Below are 21,762 nucleotides of genomic sequence, written 5' to 3'. Positions count from 1 at the left end.
TGGTTAATATGTCACCAATAGCGAAGAAACTGAACATATTATTGGTTGAGGACTCTCAGGATGATTTGTGTCTGGTGTTACGCGTACTCAACAACGGCGGGCTGGATGCCAATTGCGTCCGTGTTGAAAATCGCGGCGAAATGCTGTCCGCGCTACAGTCGCGACAGTGGGATGTGGTCTTATCGGATTATAACCTGCCCGGTTTTAGTGGTACTGAAGCTTTGCAATTACTACAAAGTACGGGGATCGACCTGCCGTTTATTATTGTGTCCGGTGCTATAGGGGAGGAGACCGCAGTAACGGTAATGCGCGCCGGCGCCCACGACTACATCATGAAAAACAATTTGGCTCGCTTGGTTCCCGCCATTGAACGGGAGTTACGCGAAGTCCAGGTAAGACGCGCCCGGATTGCCGCCTCAGAAGATCTGCGCCTGGCGGCGAAAGTATTTGAGAGCAGTGTAGAGGGTATCGTTATCACTGATGCAGAGACTCGCATACTTAGAGTGAATAAAGCCTTTACTAATATTACCGGTTATACCCAGGCAGACATTCTGGGTCAAACCCCAAAAATACTGCGCTCCGGTCGCCATAGTGAAGATTTTTATAAAGAAATGTGGCATTCCATTAATGAAAAAGGCTATTGGCAGGGTGAAGTGTGGAACCGGCGCCGTAGTGGTGAAATTTATCCGGAATGGCTCAGCATCAGTGTGGTGCGGACTGAGAATAACGAAGTGTCGCACTATATTGCCGGGTTTACGGATTTGAGTGCACAAAAATGGGCCGAAGAAAGAATCCAACATTTAACCCACTATGATGCATTGACCGACTTGCCCAATCGCACTTTGTTCCGCTCCCGTTTTAAGCAACCGATGGTCAACGCTTTGCATAATAATCGCAGGGTTGCTTTGTTGCATCTGGATCTGGATCGGTTTATCAAAATCAACGATACCTTAGGGCATCATACCGGCGATCGTTTATTGCAACAGGTGAGTCGACGTTTGGTGGCCAGTATCCATGATCGCGATTTTGTATCCCGTTTCGGCGGTGACGAGTTTGCCATTGCCTGCCCCGACCTGGATCAAAGTGTGGAAGTGGATGCCATTGCGCATTCTGTCATGAAGGTTTTTTCCGAACCCTTTTGGGTCGAGGGTAGAGAAATATTTCTGACTCCCAGCATCGGTATCGCTATTTTTCCGGATGATACCCAGGACTACGACGAGCTGGTTAAGTTTGCGGATACAGCCGTACATCACGCCAAGCGTCAGGGTGGCAGCTACCAATTTTATCATAAAGCTATGAATGTGGATTCCGCAGATCGTTTGAAAATGGAAAGTGCCTTGCGGCGGGCGCTGGATCGACAGGAGTTCGAGTTGTATTTTCAGCCGCAAATACACTTGACTAGCGACAATATTATTGGTTTTGAAGCTCTGTTGAGATGGAAGCCGACAAATAACGAAATTGTGTTACCCAATCAGTTTATTCCTTTGTTGGAAGAAACCGGTTTGATCATTTCCGTAGGCGAATGGGTGCTGCGTTCCGCCTGTTTGCATATCCGTAGATTGATGGATACCATCAATATGCCTATTCCCATTGCCGTAAACTTATCGCCCACACAATTTCGCTACAAAGATTTGGTGGGGATGATTCGAACGGTATTGGATGAAACCGGTGTTGATCCCTGTTGGTTGGAGCTGGAAATTACCGAAACCAGCGTCATGGAAGACCCGGAACACGCCCTGGAGACCTTAAAGAGCCTCTACGATATGGGTATTCGTTTAGCCATTGATGATTTCGGAACAGGTTATTCCTCCCTGAGTTATCTAAAAAAGCTACCCTTGAATGTGCTTAAAATCGATCAGTCGTTTGTCTCTGATATCGTACACGATAAAGATGATGCCGCCATTGTGGATTCCATTATCGCCATGTCACATCGTTTAAATCTGAAAGTAGTGGCCGAGGGGATTGAAGACAAAGCTCAGCTGGAGTTTCTACGGGAGCACGACTGTGACATAGGTCAGGGCTTCCTGTACGCTCAACCTATGCGCGCGGATCAAGTGGTGGAAATGCTGGTAAAAGAACGTCGACCGGAACAACGGCAACTGGTTACTATGTGATCTGTCGCTTGTGCTATCCCGCAATATCCTGGCAATGAAGTTAGCGCCCTTGTATCCAAGTTGTTGCTGCTGCGAATTTATAGTAGATTTAGGGAACGGCTGATTCACTGTTACATTATGAGTCACCTCTTGCCTAAAGGGGGAGTCGAACGGGAGCCAAAGGAGAGCTATGAGCGACAGAGTTATATTGTTGGTGGAGGATAATCCAGATGATGAAGCGCTGACTCTGCGGGCCCTCAATAAAAACAATATAGCTAATGATGTGGTTGTGACCCGTGACGGTGTAGAGGCGCTGGACTATTTGTTTTGCACCGGACCTTATGCTGATAGGGATATAACCGCACAGCCGCAATTAATCTTATTGGATCTGAAACTACCTAAAGTGGATGGTTTGGAAGTTTTAAAAAAATTACGGTCCGACGATAGGACCAGGCACGTACCGGTGGTGGTTTTAACATCGTCCATAGAGCAAAGGGATATAGTGGCGTGTTACGATGATGGCGCCAACAGTTATATTCGCAAACCGGTAGACTTTGAAGAGTTTCTTCAGGCGGTTAAACAATTGGGGATGTACTGGTTGTTAATGAATGTATTGCCCGGTGAATGAGATTCCCTGTTTGTGCAAAATTCGTTTAACCCTGTAGCAACTCCTTAATCAAGATAACGTCCTTTTTAGCCGCGTCCAGTAAAGCCATACTGCGATCCACGTCAATATTTAATTTTTGCATAGCAGGAATGGTACTCCAGTCCAAACCTTGATAGTGGTGATCACCGGCATGGCTGTGTAGATTGGCTACCAGAACCACATCCACTAAATCCGGTTTTTCCGAATCGCGCAATAAATTTTCATGCTCCACCGCAACTGCAATAAACTGTTCGCCGGCATTCCAGGTTTTTAGAATGATTTTCCCCAATTGACCGTGAAGCTGTTCCATAATGGATTCGAGCAATGGTTTATTGTGGGCTAGGGTCGGGTTCTGTGTCGCCTTTGATAAAATAGGTAATTTGCCAATATCGTGCAACAGTCCTGCCAGCATAGCTTCTTCAGCAGACAGCCGGGTGAAGTTTTTAGCCAGTATGTGACTGATTGCGGCCACATGGCAACAGTGTTGCCACAAATCGCATAGAATCTGGTGTAGGACGACGTTGGGGCTGCGGAACAATTGTTTTACCAGGAAACTGACAATGATGGTGTGTACCAAAGTGTTACCCATTCGAGTAATGGCATAATGCAAGTTGTCAATTTTGGAGTTGCCTCGAACTAAGGGGCTATTCGCCACCTGTAGAATCCTGGCAGACAATGCCGGTTCCACTGCCACAAATTTGGCCAGCTCTTTGGCGTTAATATCCTTGTCATTAATACCCTGGTAAATTCCCGATGCCACCTGGGGCAAGACCGGTAGGCTCAAACGGTCCTTTTTTAGATCCAGAAGAATTTGATCCAGCAATTCGTCCAGGGTGGATTGGGGGGAATCCGACAGTTTTCCAGCACTTTCCATATGGGAGTGTCTCTCACGATTTCTTACCCTCTAATTCGACGAAATAGGGCAAATCTTTAATGGTGATGAGGCTGCCGTCAGGCAATTGAATCGAGTCCGATTCGGCGTTCTTGGTTTGTATCACCGCTAGAAAATCCGCGCCTCCATCGGGTGCGGGTTCCGCACAAACCACTTTACCGACACTCTGTCCTTGCGGATCATCCTTGGTATGCAAGTTTTCACCGGCGTGGGGCACGGTTTGGGTGTGAGCATGTGCCAGATACATGCGGCGTTTTTGCTTGCCCAGGTAGTGTACACGGGCTACAACTTCCTGGCCTGGATAGCATCCTTTTTTGAAGTTGATCGCATTGAGACTGTGTAAATTTAACATTTGCGGCACAAAGTCTTCCGATGTGGCCGGGTAGATTTCCGGTAATCCAGCCTGAATACCATGCCAGCGCCAACTGTACGGTCCGGTTGGATTGGCCCCATCTTGCAGCTGTGACCATGCAGTTATGATACTTTCTTGCGAACCCAGGATTAAATACATAGGGCCCGTCTGGGATACATGGATAAGAGTCAAAGGGGGGATTTGGACACACTGATCTGTTTGTGTCGGCAGATGCGCCTGTTGCAGCAGCGTTTGTTGGAGCAACGCGTCACTTCCCGGTCCGTAGCATCCCATGATCGCCATTTCATTGCTCACATCTTCGATTACAACCTGGCTCATCAGTACGAACATTTTCAGTCTTTGCTGTGTGGGTAATATCCGTTCCCGTGGCATGAGCAGGAGATAACGGTCCGCTTGCCGCACCAGCCGGAACAAGGACAGCACCCGACCCTTAGGGGAACAATAAGCGCTCAGCTGGCTTTGTTCCAGGGTGGTCAGTCGAACATCATTGCAAAATTGATTTTGTATAAATGTGTCAACATCGGCCCCGCTCAAAGCCAGTACACCATAATGGCTCAAGGGGCTGATCATCGGTTCTTTTACCGTGTTGTTCGTCTGTTCAAAATGAACGACCTCGCCATCATCGATGTGGGCGTTTTGAGATTGCAGAAATTCTAACCAGTGGTTCATGTTTTTCTCTTCGGTGCTTGGCAAGGTCGCTATTGTACCGTTTTTGTCAAGCGAATGGGACAACGTTTGGAGGACGTAACGTGAAGACTAGAACTTTGCGTAGACTGGTATACACTACTAAGTAATGGACAATACAAATAAAAAACCAATTTTTCTGAATCTATTCCAAATTCGAATGCCCGTAACGGCGTTACTCTCCATTTTGCACCGAGCTGCAGGAGTGTTGCTCACCTTATCTATTCCCGGCCTGTTGTATATATTTGATCTGTCGTTGCGCAATGAGCAGGCGTTCAATTTTATTAGCAATCTTCTGAACGGCGTCATGGCAAAAACCGTATTGATTCTATTCTTATGGCTATTGTGCCATCACTTTCTGGCAGGGTTGCGTTTTTTATTAATCGATATGGATATCTGGGTTAAACGTGCGCCGGCCAGATTCAGTGCGTGGTTTGTACATATTGCCGCCTTGGTTATAACCTTGTTGATCGGTGGGTGGATGATATGAGTGCTTCTGCGGGTATTCGCACCTGGTTAATCCAACGCATTTCAGCTGTATTTTTAGCGCTATACTTGTTGGTGTTTTTGGTAGCCCTGCTGCTTGATCCGCCGTCCAGTTATAGCGTGTGGTTGGATGTCCTGAAGTCGCCGGTAGTGACAGTCGCTTTAGTGTTGTTTTTGGTGTTTCTGTTGGCACACAGTTGGGTTGGTTTGCGCGATGTGGTCATGGACTACATCAAACCTATGGGGTTGCGCTTGAGTCTGCTGGCTCTGCTGGGAACTTATCTTGCCGCATGTTTGATCTATGGAGTGAGTATCTTAATGAGGACGCTGTGATGGTTGTAAGCGCTGCTGCAATTTGGTTGGCATGGAGAAGCATGTAATGACCATCAACAAAAGACGTTTTGATGCTTTGGTGGTCGGTGCCGGCGGTGGAGGACTGCGTGCAGCCTTACAATTATCCCGGGAAGAAGCGACCGTCGCCGTCGTATCCAAGGTCTTTCCCACCCGGTCCCACACAGTTGCCGCTCAAGGGGGAATGAATGCTGCATTGGCAAATGTGTCCCCCGATAACTGGCATTGGCATATGTACGATACCGTTAAGGGTAGTGATTACCTGGGGGATCAAGACGCAATCGAATACATGTGCCGTGCCGCCGCCCATTCGGTAATCGAACTGGAACACTCCGGCGTTCCTTTCTCGCGCTTAAACAACGGCAAGATCTACCAGCGACCCTTTGGCGGTCAAAGTCAAAATTTTGGGGGCGAACAGGCGGCGCGTACCTGCGCCGCGGCAGATAGAACCGGACACGCGATATTGCATGCCTTATATCAGCAAAACATTCGCTCCAAAACCCATTTCTTTGATGAATACTTTGCGGTTGACCTGATTCAGGATAGTGAAGGCTTTATTCTGGGTGCCGTGTTGTTGGACATTAAAACGGGTGAGCCTTTGGTGATCGAAGCCAAAACCACTCTCATTGCCACAGGCGGAGTGGGGCAACTGTTTCGCACCAATACCAATGCCCGTATCAATACGGGGGATGGTATGGCAATGGCTCTACGAGCGGGGATTCCCATACAAGACATGGAGTTCTTCCAGTTCCATCCCACGGGCATTGCCGGAAAAGGCATGTTGATTACCGAAGGGGCCAGAGGGGAGGGCGGGTACCTGGTAAACGCCGAGGGCGAACGTTTTATGGAGCGTTATGCACCCAACGCCAAAGATCTGGCCAGTCGGGATGTGGTGAGTCGAGCCATTGCTATCGAAATTAGAGAAGGGCGAGGCTGCGGGCCGGGTAAAGACCATGTCATGTTAAAACTGGATCATTTGGGTGCCGAAGTGATTAAGAAACGCTTGCCAGGTATTCGAGATATGGCCATGACCTTTTTACATTTAGACCCTATTGAGCAAGCTATACCGGTATTCCCTACTGCCCACTACACCATGGGTGGAATTCCCAGCAACCGTTTTGGAGAAGTGGTGGCGCCTCTGGGGCAGGGGGCGGAAGAGCCGGTACCGGGATTGTATGCGGTGGGGGAGTGTGCCTGCGTTTCTGTGCATGGGGCTAATCGCTTGGGAGGTAATTCCCTCTTGGATATCATCGTGTTTGGACGAGCTGCGGGTAAGCAAATCATTGATTACCTGAGGGAGAATCGCACCCACCGCGCTTTGGATGAATCCAGTGTCGATCGAGCAATGGTTCGTTTGGCGCGTTGGGACAAGCGCGGGGCGGGGGAATCCGTCAACCGGATTCGGCAACAATTACAGCAAACCATGGAACATTACTGTGGCGTGTTTCGGGATGAGGCTGTGTTGCGCGAAGGAGTGGAAAAGGTACGGGAACTGCAAGCCCGAATGCATGAAGTCAGAATAGAGGACCACAGCAAAACCTTTAACACGGCAAGAATCGAGGCCATGGAATTGGAAAACTTGATGGAAATCGGTATGGCGACCGTGGTCAGTGCCTTAGCAAGAAAGGAAAGTCGGGGAGCGCACTCACGGGTGGATTTTCCTGACCGGGATGATGAACATTGGATGAAACACAGCCTGTACTACAGTGAAGACAACCGCCTCGACTACAAACCGGTGCGGACCAAGGCCTTATCCGTGGAATCCTTTCCGCCCATAAAACGTGTTTATTAATACCGAGGGCAGCCAACAGTTGGTGAGATAGAGCGCAGCGTAGAGTGTATAGACATAAGAGTGTATTGAAATGAAATTTTCCATTTACCGCTTTAACCCTGAGACGGACAGCAAACCTTATATGAAGGACTACGAATTGGAGTCCCTACAGTCAGGTATGATGCTGTTGGATGCTTTGAACAGAATAAAAGCGGAATTGGATGAATCTCTCAGTTTCCGCAGCTCCTGTGGAGAGGGAGTCTGTGGTTCCGACGGTGTGAATATTAATGGCCGCAACGGATTGGCTTGCATAACGCCGCTCAAAGGATTGAAGCAGCCGGTCTGCGTTCGCCCCATGCCCGGTTTGCCGGTGATCCGCGACTTGGTTGTGGATATGGAGCAGTTTTATAATCAGTACCGTGCGGTAAAGCCCTATTTAATCGTCAACGATCCGGAACCGGAGGTGGAATATTACCAAACACCGGAACAAAGGGATTGCTTGGACGGTTTGTATGAATGCATCCTGTGCGGTTGTTGTTCCACGTCTTGCCCCTCTTTCTGGTGGAATCCGGAAAAATTTCGTGGTCCCGCCGCCTTATTACAGTCCTGGCGCTTTCTGGCGGATAGCCGCGACCAGGCGGCCGATGAACGTTTGCGTGATTTGGAGGGAGCTTATAAGGTGTTTCGTTGCCACACCATTATGAATTGCGTTGACGTTTGCCCCAAGGGCTTGAATCCTACGGCCGCCATCGGCAATATACGTAAACTCATGCTAAAACATTTACTGTAAGTCGATGTTGAGTCGGTGAGGGTCGCTTAGGATTTGGTCATGGATCAACGAGAGAAAATGTCGCAACTCTATTGGCAGTGTCGCCGGGGTATGCTGGAATTGGATACATTACTTTGCGGTTTCTACCCCGGACAATACGATGATCTGAGCACGGCCGAACAACGATGTTTCGAGCATTTGTTACAGGAATCAGACGAGTTATTGTTGGAGTATTTAATGGGGCGTGTAATACCCATGGATCCCATGCGAGCCAGTGTCGTTGAAAAAATACGCCGCTCAGCTTTCAATTGAGCTGCAACCCTCGCGGATTGCAGCCGCCGCTCTAAATCTGTTGGCACTGGGTGCCATTGTATTTCCTGTTTCCTTGGATCTATCCTATGCCGCAAAGATTCTCTGCATTACCTTTGTCTTTGTGGTTTGGATGCGAGCCCTGACCGGCATGGGCTGGTTGAGTGGGTGGTCCTTGCCGGTGTTTGTGCGTAGCGACAGGGTTCATGCCATCCGGTACTTGGGTAGTAACAAATGGCTGTTGCATACACGGGAGCATACGGATCAAATTGCGCAATTGTTGCCGGGCAGCTTTGTGCATCTTCAGCTGGTCGTTTTGCAGTTTAAAACGGAGCAAAATCAACGTTTCAATGTGGTAATTCTGCCCGACTCATTACCAGTTGAGCCCTTCAGGAGGCTTCGGGTGATTTTGAAGACGTTGGCATTTCAAGTGGCAGAAAGTTAGGCGGTTTTAACACAGTGTTTTGTGGTGCCATGCTGTTGTCCAGTTGGGGATAATCCAGCGTGTAGTGTAAACCACGGCTCTCTTTTCTGGCCAGAGCAGATAATACGATCAGCTTGGATACCGTCACCAGATTGCGCAGTTCCAGTAAATCGTTGCTTATTTTAAAATTGCTGTAGTATTCGTGAATTTCACGTTCCAGCATATTGATACGACGCATCGCCCGTTGCAGGCGCTTATTGGTTCTGACGATTCCGACATAATCCCACATAAATCGACGCAATTCGTCCCAGTTATGTGCCACAACGATTTCTTCGTCTGAATTGGTGACCCGACTTTCGTCCCATTCCGGTAATTGGGGTAAGTCCCGGGTTTTGTCCATGTACTGGTTGATATGTTTAGCTGCGGCGGCTCCAAAAACCAGGCACTCCAATAGGGAGTTGCTGGCCATGCGGTTTGCGCCATGCAGTCCGGTGCAGGTGGCTTCACCCACGGCATAGAGGTTATCGATGTCCGTTAAGCCGTTGATGTCGGTCATAATGCCGCCACAAGTGTAATGGGCGGCGGGTACCACGGGTATGGGTTGACGACTCAGGTCAAAACCAAAGCGCAAACAGCGTTCGTAAATATTAGGGAAGTGGCTTTGAATGAATTGTCTGGATTTGAAGCTAATATCCAGATAGACACAATCCAGGCCTTGGCGCTTCATCTCATGGTCGATGGCTCTAGCGACAATATCACGTGGAGCCAATTCGCCTCTGGGATCCACCTTATCCATGAAAGAGCTGCCATCCGGCAACAGCAGTCTGCCCCCTTCGCCACGTACTGCCTCGGAAATGAGAAAGGACTTAGCATGCGGATGGTATAGGCATGTGGGGTGAAACTGGATAAATTCCATATTAGCCACCCGGCAACCGGCACGCCAGGCCATGGCAATGCCGTCGCCGGTGGATACGTCCGGATTGCTGGTATACAAATAGGCTTTGCTGGCACCGCCGGTGGCAATAATGATGGCTTTGGCCTGAATGACGCGAGTTTGCCCTGAGTTCAGGTCCAGCACATAAGCGCCGTATACCCGGTTGGAGTGCAAGCCCAATTTGGCTCCGGTAATCAGGTCTATGGCAATGTGATTGGCAAATACCTGAATATTGTCCCGTTGCTCTACGCCGGCGGTCAGGGTCTGGGATAAGGCCTTTCCGGTAATGTCTGCCGTGTGAATGACGCGGCGATGGCTGTGACCACCTTCGCGCGTCAGGTGGTAGCCTTGGTTTTCATCTTGGGTGAAAGGCATACCCAAATCAATGAGCCACTGTATCTGGTCTTTGGCGTGCTCCACTACATATCGGACCACCGATTCGTTGCACAGGCCGCCACCGGCATTCAGTGTATCCTGAATATGGGATTGGATGGAGTCCATAGGGTCCAGAACGGCGGAAATACCCCCTTGGGCGAATGAGGTACTGCCCGCATTCAATTCACCTTTGGATAATATGGCCACGCGGGTTTGTGGATCCAGATGCAAAGCGGCGCTCAAGCCCGCAGAACCGCTGCCAATAATAAGTATGTCAAATATGTTTGCCTGATGCATGGTGTGAATTCTACGATAGCGCGCTCAACTGCATGATATTACAATAATCTGCTAAGTAAAATTCGCAAGTGAGTGAAATATTGCTTATCATTACTGTTTTTAGTCTACCGGGTTGCCCCGTAGGGTCCGTAAACGGTAAAAGAATAAATTTTTGGCGAACTAACCAGATAGGCTATTGTCTACCCTGGTAGAGTTAACGAGTTCGCCCTACTTCCAGAAGGGGTTTGGCCCAAATGGGCGAACGGAATACAGATCAGTCGCTTGTCGATCGGGTGAAGAAAGGCGATAAATCAGCTTTTGACTTACTGGTACTGAAGTATCAGCACAAAGTTGTAAAATTGATAACCCGATATGTAAAAGACGTTGTCGAGGCACAGGATGTTTCCCAGGAAGCCTTCATTAAGGCTTACCGGGCATTACCAAACTTCCGGGGTGACAGCGCTTTTTACACCTGGATGTATCGCATAGCGATAAATACGGCTAAGAATCATTTGGTTGCGCAAGGCAGGCGGTTACCGAATGTGGATATCGATGTACAGGATGCTGAACAGTTTGAAGGGCAGTCTGCATTAAAAGAGCAGGAGACCCCTGAAGGTTTGTTGAACCGAGACGAAATTGAATCAGCGATATTGTCAACGATTGATAGTTTGCCGGAAGATTTGAAGACCGCTATCACCTTGCGTGAGATTGACGGCATGAGTTATGAAGAGATCGCAGAAGCGATGGAATGTCCGGTAGGCACAGTCCGTTCTCGGATATTCAGGGCACGGGAAGCCATAGACAAGATTCTGAAACCTTTATTAGAAAGAGACTGAGTAAGTCAGGATTGATACGGTGGGCTTGTAATATGACGAAGACATTTGAAGAACAGTTCTCAGCATTCGTGGATGGAGAACTAAAAGATTGTGACCATCTGGTGGATCGTTTACATGCGGACCCGGAACTGAAACAACGCTGGCAACGTTATCATCTGATCAGTGATGCTATGCGCCACAACTTACCCAAAACTCTCAACCCCGATTTATACCTCTCCGTCAGTCAGCAACTCGAATCCGAACCTACCGTTCTAGCCCCCAGAAGTTTACCGAATTTTGTAGCACCATTGATGCGGAAAGTTTCCGGAATTGCCATAGCGGCTTCCGTGGCGGTTGCCACTGTTGTGAGTGTACAAATGTTTACCACCGACAGTACGGCACCCCAAGTTGCCGAAATGCCTGATAGCACTGAGTTTGTCCGATTGAATCCCGCGCCGTCAACGGCGGCTACGGGAGCCCTTCCCATGAGTCCTATTCCGGCAAATGCCACCCAATATAATCCCCAGTTGAATAAATATCTGGTGGACCATAACCAAACCGTAACTCGCTCTCACATTCAGGGAGTGATGCCCTATGCGAGAATCGTAGTCAGTCCGAGCAGTACTCAGGCGAAATAAGTGCGGGCGAAATAAGTGAAATTATTGTTTCTTTTCCTGGCGGGATTTCCTGCAGCATGGGCGGATCAACCCGATCCCGTGACATACTTAAATCAAATGGGAGAAGCTTTAAAGACCCTGAACTATCATGGAACCCTGGTGTATAGCCATGACGGTCAGTTGGAATCCATGCAGTTGATTCACAAGAAAGACAAAAATGGCGAATATGAGCGTTTGGTGCATTTAAGCGGTGCGCCCAGAGAAGTGATCCGAAAAAATGATGTGGTGACCAGTTATTTACCCGATAGCCGCTCAGTGGTAGTGCGTCAACGACGTTTCAACAGTCATCTATTTGCTAAATTGTCAAAAAACATCGGTGATTTTGTCGGGGTATATAATATTCTGCTTGGGGGTACGGATAGGGTTGCCGGACGCCAAACTCATATTATCCTGATTCAGCCCAAGGACCAATACCGCTATGGTTACCGTCTCTGGGTGGACCAAAGCAGTGGCTTATTGCTTAAATCAGAATTGACAGAATCCGGTAAACCGCTGGAGCAAATGATGTTTGTGAACATCGAAGTGTTAAAAAATATTCCCGATACTATGCTTAACCCGGGTGTATCCGGGGAGGCATACACTTGGCACCATAATAAAAAAGATGATCGAGCCCCCTCCGTGAACGCTAACTGGGAAGTGAAGCAGTTACCAAATGGATTTATGGTGACCGGACACTACATCCAACAAATTCAAAACAGTGATCAATCGGCGGAACATCTGGTTATCAGTGATGGGCTTGCGTCTATTTCCATCTATATAGAGGATATAGGTGCTGAAAACCAAGGATATGCAGGTGCTTTTAGAAAAGGTGCTGTCAATATCTACGGCTCAAAATATGATAATCACCAGGTGACCGTGGTGGGAGAAGTACCCCATGAAACGGTGAAATTTATTGCCGGTTCGCTTAACCACACACAAAAATGATCGAGCAAAATGCCACGGTGGTGAAATTGGATCGGGATCTGGTTTGGGTGCAAACCGAACAAAAAAGCGTTTGTGGTCAGTGTGCGGTAAACAAGGGATGTGGTACAGCCATTATAGGTGACTATTTTCAATCCCGGCAAAAGCGTTTGGCCGTATTGAAAACCCTATCGGTAAGTGAGGGGGACCGGGTTGTCATTGGTTTGGAAGAGCAGGCCTTAATCAAGGGTTCTGTGGCGGTTTACATCGTTCCCTTGCTGGTGATGTTTGGTTTTGGACTGTTAGGTGAGGTGTTGCAACAGCAATTGTTATTGCAGTCGGAACTCGTCACGGTCATTTTGGCGCTGCTCGGTTTGGGATTGGGTGCGGTGTGGTTAAGGTATTTCGGATTTTCTATCCGATTGGATAGGCGTTATCAGCCGGTTCTATTACGGTTGGTAACTGACCCGTTGCGGGTGAAAAGCTCTGTCAACGGATAGGGCGATGGCTCTGGATAGTGCTTGGAATTTTATGCAGGAGAAACAGTGTTGGCTAAATCTATGATGAAAGTGTTGAGTTTTGTAGTTGTTTGCCTATTGGCGATACCGGCACAAGCCAGGGACTTACCGGATTTTACGCGTTTGGTAGAAAAATATGGAGCCGCTGTGGTTAACATCAGTACCACTCAGAAAATAAAGCATCCACCGCGTACACCCAAACACAAAATGCCTGCTCCTGGAGAAGTCCCCGAAGGCCCCTTTGGTGATCTTTTCCGACATTTCTTCGGTGAAGAAGGTGGTCCGGGTGGCGGGGATTCCGATGATTTCGATTCTAAATCTCTGGGCTCAGGATTTATTATCTCTGAAGACGGTTATGTGTTAACCAACTACCACGTTATCAAAGACGCCAATGAAGTGATTGTTCGTCTCAATGACCGTCGAGAGTTGGAGGCCACGTTGGTAGGGAGTGATCAGCGCAGCGATTTGGCGGTTTTGAAAGTGAAAGCAAAAAACCTGCCCGTGGTCAAAATCGGCGACTCGGATAAGTTAAAAGTGGGTGAATGGGTGCTGGCCATAGGTTCGCCTTTTGGTTTTGATCACTCAGTGACAGCCGGTATAGTCAGTGCCAAGGGCCGGAGTCTGCCCCGTGAAAACTATGTACCTTTTATCCAAACCGATGTTGCAATTAATCCGGGTAACTCGGGCGGCCCTTTGTTCAATTTGGATGGTAAGGTCATTGGTATTAATTCCCAAATCTACAGTCGCACCGGCGGTTTTATGGGGTTGTCTTTTGCTATACCCATTAACATGGTTATGAACATTGTGGATCAGTTGAAAACTTCCGGGCATGTGGCCCGGGGTTGGCTCGGTGTCCTGATTCAGGATGTTACTCGGGAATTAGCGCCATCCTTTGGTATGGATAAACCCAGGGGCGCCTTGATTGCCAAAGTGCTCCCCAATAGTCCGGCGGAAAAATATGGGTTTGAAGTGGGCGATATTGTGACAAAATTTAATGGCAGGGACATTGTGCGATCCTCAAATTTGCCCCCTTTGGTGGGTTTAACTCCGGTGGGTAAAAATGTCGATGTGGAAGTTTTGCGAAAGGGTAAGACAAAGCAACTAAGCATAAAAATTGGTGAGTTGCCTGATGAAGATACCAAGATAGCTGCGGCACCCCAAAAACCGGAACGTTTAGCGGATAATAAGCTCAACGTGGTGGTGGCCGATCTTACAGCAGAGGAGCGTAAGCGTTTGGAAATTAAGGAAAACGGGGTGATAGTTAAAGAGATTGGTAACGGTCCGGCCCGAAAAGCAGGCGTCCGTAAGGGGGATGTCATTTTGATGTTGCAGAACAAAGACATAAAGAATGCTAAAAATTTCAAAGAGATAGCAGAAGATTTACCAAGCGGTAAATCTGTGCCATTGCTGATCCAACGTCGTGGCGACCCGGAGTTTTTAGCTCTGAAAATTACAGAGAAGTAGTCACCTCAGCGGGTCTTTGTTGCACACAGGGACCCGCCAATCCTCTTCCCCAAATTATCATGCAGCAAACGTTGCCATTAGGTGGTGGCGCCAATTTGATTTACAATAGCGCGGTTCCGGGAATACCGAAAGTGAAAATCTCGGTTAAATGAATAAGTTATCAAATGAAACAGCCTTGCGGGTTAATGCATGTCCTATATGCAATATATTAGAAATTTCTCCATTATCGCTCACATAGATCATGGTAAGTCCACCATTGCGGACCGGTTTATCCAGATGTGTGGCGGCTTGGAAGCACGGGAAATGGCAGAACAGGTTCTGGATTCCATGGACCTGGAAAGGGAGCGGGGCATAACCATCAAAGCCCAAAGTGTCACACTTAACTACAAGGCCAAAGATGGCAACACTTATCAATTAAATTTTATCGACACCCCAGGACATGTGGATTTCTCCTATGAAGTGTCCCGCTCACTGGCGGCCTGTGAAGGTGCATTGTTGGTGGTGGATGCTTCTCAAGGCGTAGAGGCTCAAAGCGTGGCGAATTGTTATACCGCAACTGAGCAAGGCTTGGAAGTAGTACCGGTACTTAATAAAATTGACTTGCCGGCTGCCGACCCGGAACGGGTTAAACACGAAATCGAAGACATTATCGGTATCGAAGCCGCCGATGCCGTCGAGGTCAGTGCTAAAACCGGTATCGGCGTGGATAATCTGCTGGAACAATTGGTCGCACGGATTCCGCCGCCAAAGGGCAATGAGGATGGACCTTTGCAGGCGCTGATTATAGATTCATGGTTCGATAGTTACCTGGGTGTTATTTCCTTAGTCAGAGTGATGCATGGGTGTTTGCGCAAAGGTCAGAAAATGAAAGTGATGTCCACCGGTAATAGCCATTTGGTGGATAAAGTCGGTGTGTTTACGCCTAAGCGCAAAGACTTGCCGGAACTGCGCGCAGGTGACGTGGGATATATTATCTCCGGCATTAAAGATATTAACGGTGTTCCCGTAGGGGATACCATTACCGCAGTAGATAATCCCGCCCAAAAACCTCTACCGGGGTTTAAGCCCATTAAGCCGCAAGTATTTGCCGGTTTGTTTCCCATCAGTTCGGAAGACTATGAGGACTTGCGGGATGCTCTGGCGAAGCTACGCCTCAATGATGCGGCATTGTTCTATGAGCCGGAAACCTCCCAGGCCTTGGGTCTGGGGTTTCGTTGTGGCTTTTTGGGTATGTTGCATATGGAAATCATACAAGAACGCCTGGAGCGTGAGTATGATATGAATCTGATCACTACCGCACCTACGGTTATTTATGAAGTGGAATCTACCAAAGGTGAGGTTATCTATGTGGACAACCCGGTGAAACTACCGGAACCCAACTACATTCGTGAAATTCGCGAGCCAATTATCGTGGCCAGTATTCTTGTACCTCAAGAGTATTTGGGAAATGTGATTGGCTTGTGTGAAGAGAAACGTGGCGTTCAGAAAAAGCTACTGTATTTGGGCAATCAAATTTCCTTAGACTACGAATTGCCAATGAACGAAGTCGTATTGGACTTTTTTGATCGGCTTAAGTCGGTTAGTCGTGGCTATGCTTCCTTAGACTACCATTTTGTACGCTTTTCAACCGCCGATTTGGTTAAACTGGATATTCTTATCAACGGTGACAGAGTGGATGCGCTTGCCGTAATTGTTCACCGTTCCCAGGCGCACTATCGTGGGCGCGAATTGGCGGAAAAAATGCGGGAAATTATACCGCGGCAAATGTTCGAAGTGGCGATTCAGGCCGCTATTGGCTCGCACATTATTGCCAGAACCAACGTGAAAGCTCTGCGAAAAAACGTTACTGCAAAGTGTTATGGCGGTGATATGACCCGAAAACGCAAATTGCTGGAGAAGCAAAAAGCCGGCAAAAAAAGGATGAAACAATTGGGCTCTGTGGAAATTCCGCAGGAAGCATTTTTAGCGGTTTTACATGTGGGAAAAAAATGAAAACAATGCACTTAGATTTTCCGGCCGTGATGGTTTTGGCTGTGTTGATTACCGGCATCATCTGGGCTATAGACGCTTTTGTGTTTGCTCCAAAGAGGCGTCGTCGCGCCGATAGTTTGCAGTTAAATGATTCCGGACCTGATGAAACTCTGGATGAAGCCAGAGAGCGGGTAAGCAAAGAACCGATTTTAGTGGAATATTCACGTTCCCTGTTTCCCGTTATTCTCATTGTTTTGGTACTAAGATCTTTTTTGGTGGAACCGTTTCGAATCCCGTCGGGTTCCATGATGCCAACCTTATTGGCGGGTGATTTTATTTTGGTGAATAAATTTGCCTACGGAATCCGGTTGCCCGTATTGGACACTAAAATAATAGACGTGGGTTCACCCCAGCGTGGGGATGTCGCTGTATTTCGGTATCCGGAGGATCCCTCAATTGACTACATAAAACGCATCATTGGGCTGCCCGGAGACCGAGTGGAGTACCGCGATAAAGTTGTGTATATCAATGGTGAGGAAATGCCGCAAAGCGGCAATACGGTTTATTTAGGCGTCGGGCAAGGTGTTGCCATGTCCGGAGCAAAAATGACCACAGAACAACTGGACACTTTGAGTCATAGTGTACTGATTAATCATCACAGGCCCGCGGATGATTTGACCTTCACGGTACCCGAAAATTCCTATTTTGTGTTGGGTGACAACCGCGACAACAGCAAGGACAGTCGTTACTGGGGTACAGTACCCGAGGCAAATTTGGTGGGACGTGCCTTTATGATCTGGTTTAATTGGGATGGGGCGGTCGATGGCTACATTTCCTGGGATCGAATTGGTACATCTATTCAGTAGATTATGTTAACGGCGCTGAATACGCGTCAAAAAGCCACCTTAGCTGCTATTATTTACGGAGTCTGTGATCAACGTCAATTTTGGGAGTCGTGTAATGCGCAATATAAAAACTCAAATGGGCTTAACCGCTATATCCATGGCATTCCTCTTAGTGGTGGGAGGGTTCGCGGTATTGGTGGCGCTCCGCTTGATACCGGTTTACTTGGAAGATTTCAATGTGAAGTCCCATGTAGCCAAACTAAACGCCAATCCCGGACTGGCGGAAATGACGGATGAGGAAATTCTATCCACCTTGTCAAAGCGTCTCGGCGTGGATAATGTGAAGAACGTAAATTTGGACGAACACGTGGAAATCGTACGTGATGGCGCTACTACCACGGTTGTGGTGAATTATGAAGTACGTCGGCCTTTACTGGGTAACGTAGATGCAGTGGTGAGGTTTACCACCGATGAGGATGCAAAGGTTGACGGGAAAGAAAGTCAGTAGTAACAAAACTTTCGAGGAACCATTACTTTCTTCTAAAGATAAAAACAAGCGCCGTCTGACTCCGCAAAGGGTAAAACTGTTGCGCCAATTGATGGGAGTATTGGATTACCAGTTCAAAGAGCCACTTTGGTTGGAAGAAGCGCTGACCCATAGGAGTAAGCAGGCCGGCAATAATGAACGGTTGGAATATTTGGGGGATTCCATCTTGGGGTTTCTCATTGCCGAGCATTTGTATTTGCGCTTCACTCGTGCCACTGAAGGAGAGTTAAGCCGGAGCCGTTCCAGTTTGGTGAAAGGCGAAACTCTGGCGAAATTAGCGCGAAAATTGGACCTCGGTGATTATTTGCAACTCGGTCCAGGGGAATTGAAAAGCGGTGGTTTTCGGCGAAATTCCACTTTGGCGGATGCATTTGAGGCGGTTGTAGGCGCAGTCTATATGGACGGGGGCATGGAAGCGGTTCGAGACTTTGTTCAAAATCACTTTCAAGAGTTGTTAAATAGTCTTAGCATTGATGAGTCACTAAAAGATCCTAAAACCCAGTTACAAGAGTATTTGCAATCACGTAAAATGCAGTTGCCGCTTTATTCCATACTGTCCCAGGAAGGCAGCGTCCACGAACAGGTTTTTGAAGTGGAATGTTTTGTGGAAACCCTTTCCCATCGCACTAGCGGTGCGGGTTCCAGTCGTCGAAAAGCCGAGCAGGTGGCTGCAAAGCAAATGCTCGAGTTTATCCATTCTCATAAGTAGTTTTAATCAGTTTCCCGGAAATTATCGCAATGTTTAAAAGCGGATATGTGGCGATCATAGGTCGCCCGAATGTAGGTAAATCAACTTTGCTCAACACTTTGTTGGGGCAAAAAATCAGCATCACAGCACACAAACCTCAGACCACCCGACATCGAATTATCGGTATAAAGAATCAGGTTGAAGAACAAGTGGTGTACGTGGATACACCCGGCATGCACCTGGGTGCCAAGCGTGCTATCAATCGGCACATGAACCGGGCGGCAGACAGCGCCCTGCATGACGTAGATATTATCGTTTTATTATTGGATCGCACCAAGTGGACGGATGAAGATCAGTTAGTGCTGGATAAATTGAAAAAACAAAAATTACCAGTCATTGCAGTCATCAATAAAGTGGATAAGTTAAAAAGCAAAGACGATTTGCTGCCATATTTGCAACAGCTGACAGAAAAATATCCGTTTCATCAAATTATCCCCTTGTCGGCCAAAACAGCAGAAGGCGTGCAGATTCTGGAAACTCACATACGTCAGTTGTTACCCTCCGGTCCGCCTTTATTTCCGGAAGATCAAATTACGGATCGTAGCGAACGTTTTATAGCGGCAGAATTGGTGCGGGAGAAGCTGCTACGCCGTTTGGGCGACGAAGTTCCACACTACCTGACGGTGGAGATAGAAAAATTCTCTTTCAAAGAATCGGTACGGCATATATCCGCCTTGATATGGGTGGAACGAGAGGGTCAAAAAGCCATCGTCATTGGTAAAAAAGGCGAGGTCCTTAAAAAAGTGGGTGAGGCGGCTCGAAAGGACATGGAATTACTGTTCGATGGTAAGGTGTTTTTGCAGTTGTGGGTAAAAGTAAAGCAAGGTTGGTCGGATAATGAAAGGGCCTTGCGAAGTTTGGGCTACCATGATGATGAGTAGTGCCCCTGTGTCGTGAGGTCATGTAACGTAATGCTATGACGAAGTTCAGCCGAGTAACACTGCAGCCTGCCTATGTGATTCATTCTCGGGCTTATCGTGACACCAGTCTCATTGTTACCGCTATGAGTCCGGAACACGGCCGCGTAGCGTTGGTGGCAAGAGGTGCAAAATCCGCACGTTCGCGCAATTATGCTCTGTTGCAACCATTTCAACCCTTGCTGTTGAGTTGGTCCGGTCAAGGCGAGTTGATGAACCTGACCGCAGTGGAGCCTCAGGGCACCGCTATGGCGTTGCGTGGTCGAGCCTTGGTGTGTGGCTTGTATCTAAACGAGGTCATTGTACGTTGCGTACACGAAGCGGAGGGCCAAATTGAGTTATTCAGCCAATACGATTCGGCTCTACGCTTGCTCTGTGGGGCTGCTACAGATTTGCAATTGCAAGGGGTTCTGCGAGTATTTGAAATACAGTTATTGGATAACCTGGGGTACGGCTTGTCGTTAACATACGACGTATCCGGCGCTACCGTGGCAACTGATGCCTGCTACGATTATCAAATGGATCGCGGTCCGGTGCCTCATGCCGAGCCCGAGATAGCCGGAGTACGGGTTAGTGGAAGAACGCTGCAGGTACTGGCGCAGGGTTCATTGCTAGAAGAAGTAGACCCTGTTGTGTTTAAAGAGGCGAAGACTTTGCTGCGTTATGCCTTAAGTCGGTTGCTGGGGGATAAGCCATTGATGAGTAGAGAGCTGCTGCGCTCATCGTTGTAACGGTTAGAAGGAAACAAAAAATGGAACGAATTGGCGAAATTTTATTAGGTGTAAACATTGATCATATAGCGACTTTGCGACAGGCCAGAGGCACGCTTTATCCTGACCCCATCCAGGCTGCGATTGAAGCCGAGCAAGCCGGAGCTGACTGCATTACCCTGCATTTACGCGAAGATCGGCGCCACATTCAGGACAGAGATGTGGAGCTGTTGCGCGGCATACTGCAAACTCGCATGAATCTGGAAATGGCGGTAACAGAAGAAATGTTGCTCATGGCTGAAAAAATTCAGCCTCAGGATTGTTGCTTGGTTCCGGAGCGGCGCGAAGAATTAACGACCGAGGGTGGTCTGGATGTGCTGGGGAATGTGGCGTCTATCAAAGACGCCTGTTCACGCCTTAAGGAGGCCGGTGTTAGAGTCTCGTTGTTCATTGATGCGGACCCCCATCAGATTGAAGCGGCGGCACACAGTGGGGCTCCCTGTATCGAAATTCATACCGGACACTTCGCTGATGCGTCACCCCAGCAGCGTGAATCGGAGTTAAGGAAAATCATTCTGGCTGTGTCCTTAGCGGAAGAGCTGGGCTTAAAAGTGAATGCCGGTCATGGTTTGCACTATCATAATGTAAAAGATATTGCGGCTATCCCGGCCATTCGGGAATTAAATATTGGCCATGCCATTGTTGCCAGAGCGGTGTTTACCGGATTGGCTGCGGCGGTCAGGGAAATGAAACAGCTGATGTTGGACGCGCGAATTTGCTGAGACAAACTGCGTCGGGCAGGGATCCTGAAGGCCGGGGGCGACACCCACGAATGGTGTATGTCGGGGCAGCCCTGGGTGCCGAGAGCGACGGACTGAGAGCGACTGAAACCGGCTTTTTCACGTAAAAATAAAAAAAATAAGGAAAAATTACGATAAAGCCTTGAATTGTTGGTCGCACTTTAGTTAGAATGCGAGCCCTTCGAGTGCGGGGTGGAGCAGCCCGGTAGCTCGTCGGGCTCATAACCCGAAGGTCGCAGGTTCAAATCCTGCCCCCGCTACCAATCGAAGAGAATAAGATATGGATAGTGCCCGAGATGAAGTCGGGCTCAGCTTTTGCCAGTCGCAGACGCTCGAAGGTCGCAGGTTCAAATCCTGCCCCCGCTACCAATCGAAGAGAAGATATGGATAGTGCCCGAGATGAAGTCGGGCTCAGCTTTTGCCAGTCGCAGACGCTCGAAGGTCGCAGGTTCAAATCCTGCGCCCGC

At 48.4% G+C, this 21,762-nt stretch carries 23 protein-coding genes and 1 tRNA gene; 21 read left to right on the top strand and 3 right to left on the bottom strand.

Translation table 11 applies throughout. The annotated features are described in order from the left end of the window. Window positions 1-8: 8 nt before the first annotated feature. Window positions 9-2,114 (top strand): EAL domain-containing protein, encoded by a 2,106-nt coding sequence (locus tag OEY58_13720; protein MDH5326511.1) that lies wholly within the window; start codon window positions 9-11, stop codon window positions 2,112-2,114. 169 nt (window positions 2,115-2,283) lie between these two features. Further along, window positions 2,284-2,721, top strand: a complete 438-nt coding sequence (locus OEY58_13715) for a response regulator (protein MDH5326510.1) — start codon at window positions 2,284-2,286, stop codon at window positions 2,719-2,721. A 25-nt stretch (window positions 2,722-2,746) separates the two neighbouring features. Here OEY58_13715 and OEY58_13710 read toward each other — a convergent pair whose 3' ends face one another. After that, a complete protein-coding gene (locus tag OEY58_13710; protein ID MDH5326509.1) occupies window positions 2,747-3,613 on the bottom strand; it encodes an HDOD domain-containing protein in 867 nt (288 codons plus the stop codon). Window positions 3,614-3,626: 13 nt separating this feature from the next. Next, window positions 3,627-4,673 carry a folate-binding protein gene (locus OEY58_13705; GenBank protein ID MDH5326508.1) on the bottom strand — a complete coding sequence of 349 codons (1,047 nt, stop codon included), beginning with the start codon at window positions 4,671-4,673 and terminating at the stop codon, window positions 3,627-3,629. A 124-nt stretch (window positions 4,674-4,797) separates the two neighbouring features. Between OEY58_13705 and sdhC the strand changes: the two genes are divergently transcribed. The 6 genes from sdhC to OEY58_13675 all read left to right on the top strand — a co-directional run bounded on the left by sdhC (window position 4,798) and on the right by OEY58_13675 (window position 8,819). Continuing rightward, window positions 4,798-5,178 carry a succinate dehydrogenase, cytochrome b556 subunit gene (gene sdhC, locus OEY58_13700; protein MDH5326507.1) on the top strand — a complete coding sequence of 127 codons (381 nt, stop codon included), beginning with the start codon at window positions 4,798-4,800 and terminating at the stop codon, window positions 5,176-5,178. Continuing rightward, on the top strand, window positions 5,175-5,507 hold the full coding sequence (gene sdhD, locus OEY58_13695; GenBank protein ID MDH5326506.1) for a succinate dehydrogenase, hydrophobic membrane anchor protein: 333 nt from the start codon (window positions 5,175-5,177) through the stop codon (window positions 5,505-5,507). The genes sdhC and sdhD overlap by 4 nt, the downstream gene beginning before the upstream one ends. 46 nt (window positions 5,508-5,553) lie before the next feature. Next, window positions 5,554-7,317, top strand: coding sequence for a succinate dehydrogenase flavoprotein subunit (gene sdhA / locus OEY58_13690; GenBank protein ID MDH5326505.1), 1,764 nt, complete (start codon window positions 5,554-5,556; stop codon window positions 7,315-7,317). A gap of 64 nt (window positions 7,318-7,381) precedes the next feature. After that, the gene (locus OEY58_13685; protein MDH5326504.1) at window positions 7,382-8,086 is read left to right on the top strand and encodes a succinate dehydrogenase iron-sulfur subunit; all 705 of its coding nucleotides are present in this window, start codon (window positions 7,382-7,384) and stop codon (window positions 8,084-8,086) included. Between the two features lie 39 nt (window positions 8,087-8,125). Next, window positions 8,126-8,377, top strand: coding sequence for a succinate dehydrogenase assembly factor 2 (locus OEY58_13680; protein ID MDH5326503.1), 252 nt, complete (start codon window positions 8,126-8,128; stop codon window positions 8,375-8,377). Continuing rightward, a complete protein-coding gene (locus OEY58_13675; GenBank protein ID MDH5326502.1) occupies window positions 8,340-8,819 on the top strand; it encodes a hypothetical protein in 480 nt (159 codons plus the stop codon). The genes OEY58_13680 and OEY58_13675 overlap by 38 nt, the downstream gene beginning before the upstream one ends. On the opposite strand, the gene nadB is transcribed toward OEY58_13675, so the two are convergent. Further along, the gene (gene nadB / locus OEY58_13670; GenBank protein MDH5326501.1) at window positions 8,764-10,404 is read right to left on the bottom strand and encodes an L-aspartate oxidase; all 1,641 of its coding nucleotides are present in this window, start codon (window positions 10,402-10,404) and stop codon (window positions 8,764-8,766) included. The genes OEY58_13675 and nadB overlap by 56 nt on opposite strands. A gap of 233 nt (window positions 10,405-10,637) precedes the next feature. Here nadB and rpoE point away from each other — a divergent pair, with 233 nt between their 5' ends. From rpoE to OEY58_13605, 13 genes are all read left to right on the top strand, one after another. Next, on the top strand, window positions 10,638-11,219 hold the full coding sequence (gene rpoE / locus OEY58_13665) for an RNA polymerase sigma factor RpoE (protein ID MDH5326500.1): 582 nt from the start codon (window positions 10,638-10,640) through the stop codon (window positions 11,217-11,219). A gap of 32 nt (window positions 11,220-11,251) precedes the next feature. Beyond that, the gene (locus tag OEY58_13660; GenBank protein ID MDH5326499.1) at window positions 11,252-11,836 is read left to right on the top strand and encodes a sigma-E factor negative regulatory protein; all 585 of its coding nucleotides are present in this window, start codon (window positions 11,252-11,254) and stop codon (window positions 11,834-11,836) included. A 15-nt stretch (window positions 11,837-11,851) separates the two neighbouring features. Continuing rightward, entirely contained in the window at window positions 11,852-12,799 is a 948-nt protein-coding gene (locus OEY58_13655) for a MucB/RseB C-terminal domain-containing protein (protein MDH5326498.1), read from the top strand. Continuing rightward, window positions 12,796-13,275 carry a SoxR reducing system RseC family protein gene (locus OEY58_13650; protein MDH5326497.1) on the top strand — a complete coding sequence of 160 codons (480 nt, stop codon included), beginning with the start codon at window positions 12,796-12,798 and terminating at the stop codon, window positions 13,273-13,275. Before OEY58_13655 ends, OEY58_13650 begins: the two co-directional genes overlap by 4 nt. Window positions 13,276-13,335: 60 nt before the next feature. Continuing rightward, window positions 13,336-14,757: a DegQ family serine endoprotease gene (locus OEY58_13645; protein MDH5326496.1), complete on the top strand. Its 1,422-nt coding sequence runs from the start codon at window positions 13,336-13,338 to the stop codon at window positions 14,755-14,757. Between the two features lie 189 nt (window positions 14,758-14,946). After that, a complete protein-coding gene (gene lepA / locus OEY58_13640) occupies window positions 14,947-16,749 on the top strand; it encodes a translation elongation factor 4 (protein ID MDH5326495.1) in 1,803 nt (600 codons plus the stop codon). Between the two features lie 5 nt (window positions 16,750-16,754). Then, on the top strand, window positions 16,755-17,594 hold the full coding sequence (lepB, locus tag OEY58_13635) for a signal peptidase I (protein MDH5326494.1): 840 nt from the start codon (window positions 16,755-16,757) through the stop codon (window positions 17,592-17,594). Window positions 17,595-17,688: 94 nt separating this feature from the next. Continuing rightward, window positions 17,689-18,081 (top strand): DUF4845 domain-containing protein, encoded by a 393-nt coding sequence (locus OEY58_13630; GenBank protein ID MDH5326493.1) that lies wholly within the window; start codon window positions 17,689-17,691, stop codon window positions 18,079-18,081. Window positions 18,082-18,172: 91 nt separating this feature from the next. Further along, the gene (gene rnc, locus OEY58_13625; GenBank protein MDH5326492.1) at window positions 18,173-18,829 is read left to right on the top strand and encodes a ribonuclease III; all 657 of its coding nucleotides are present in this window, start codon (window positions 18,173-18,175) and stop codon (window positions 18,827-18,829) included. Between the two features lie 29 nt (window positions 18,830-18,858). Beyond that, the gene (gene era / locus OEY58_13620) at window positions 18,859-19,749 is read left to right on the top strand and encodes a GTPase Era (protein ID MDH5326491.1); all 891 of its coding nucleotides are present in this window, start codon (window positions 18,859-18,861) and stop codon (window positions 19,747-19,749) included. Window positions 19,750-19,784: 35 nt separating this feature from the next. Then, window positions 19,785-20,516 carry a DNA repair protein RecO gene (gene recO, locus OEY58_13615; protein MDH5326490.1) on the top strand — a complete coding sequence of 244 codons (732 nt, stop codon included), beginning with the start codon at window positions 19,785-19,787 and terminating at the stop codon, window positions 20,514-20,516. A gap of 20 nt (window positions 20,517-20,536) precedes the next feature. Next, window positions 20,537-21,277 (top strand): pyridoxine 5'-phosphate synthase, encoded by a 741-nt coding sequence (gene pdxJ / locus OEY58_13610; protein ID MDH5326489.1) that lies wholly within the window; start codon window positions 20,537-20,539, stop codon window positions 21,275-21,277. Between the two features lie 204 nt (window positions 21,278-21,481). After that, window positions 21,482-21,558 (top strand) — tRNA-Met (locus OEY58_13605). Window positions 21,559-21,762: the final 204 nt, after the last annotated feature.

This window comes from Gammaproteobacteria bacterium (assembly GCA_029882975.1).
GTDB lineage: Bacteria > Pseudomonadota > Gammaproteobacteria > SZUA-152 > SZUA-152 > JAJDNG01.
The sequence above is the reverse complement of the archived record's forward strand: the minus strand, read 5'-3'. Positions and strand labels throughout refer to the sequence as shown.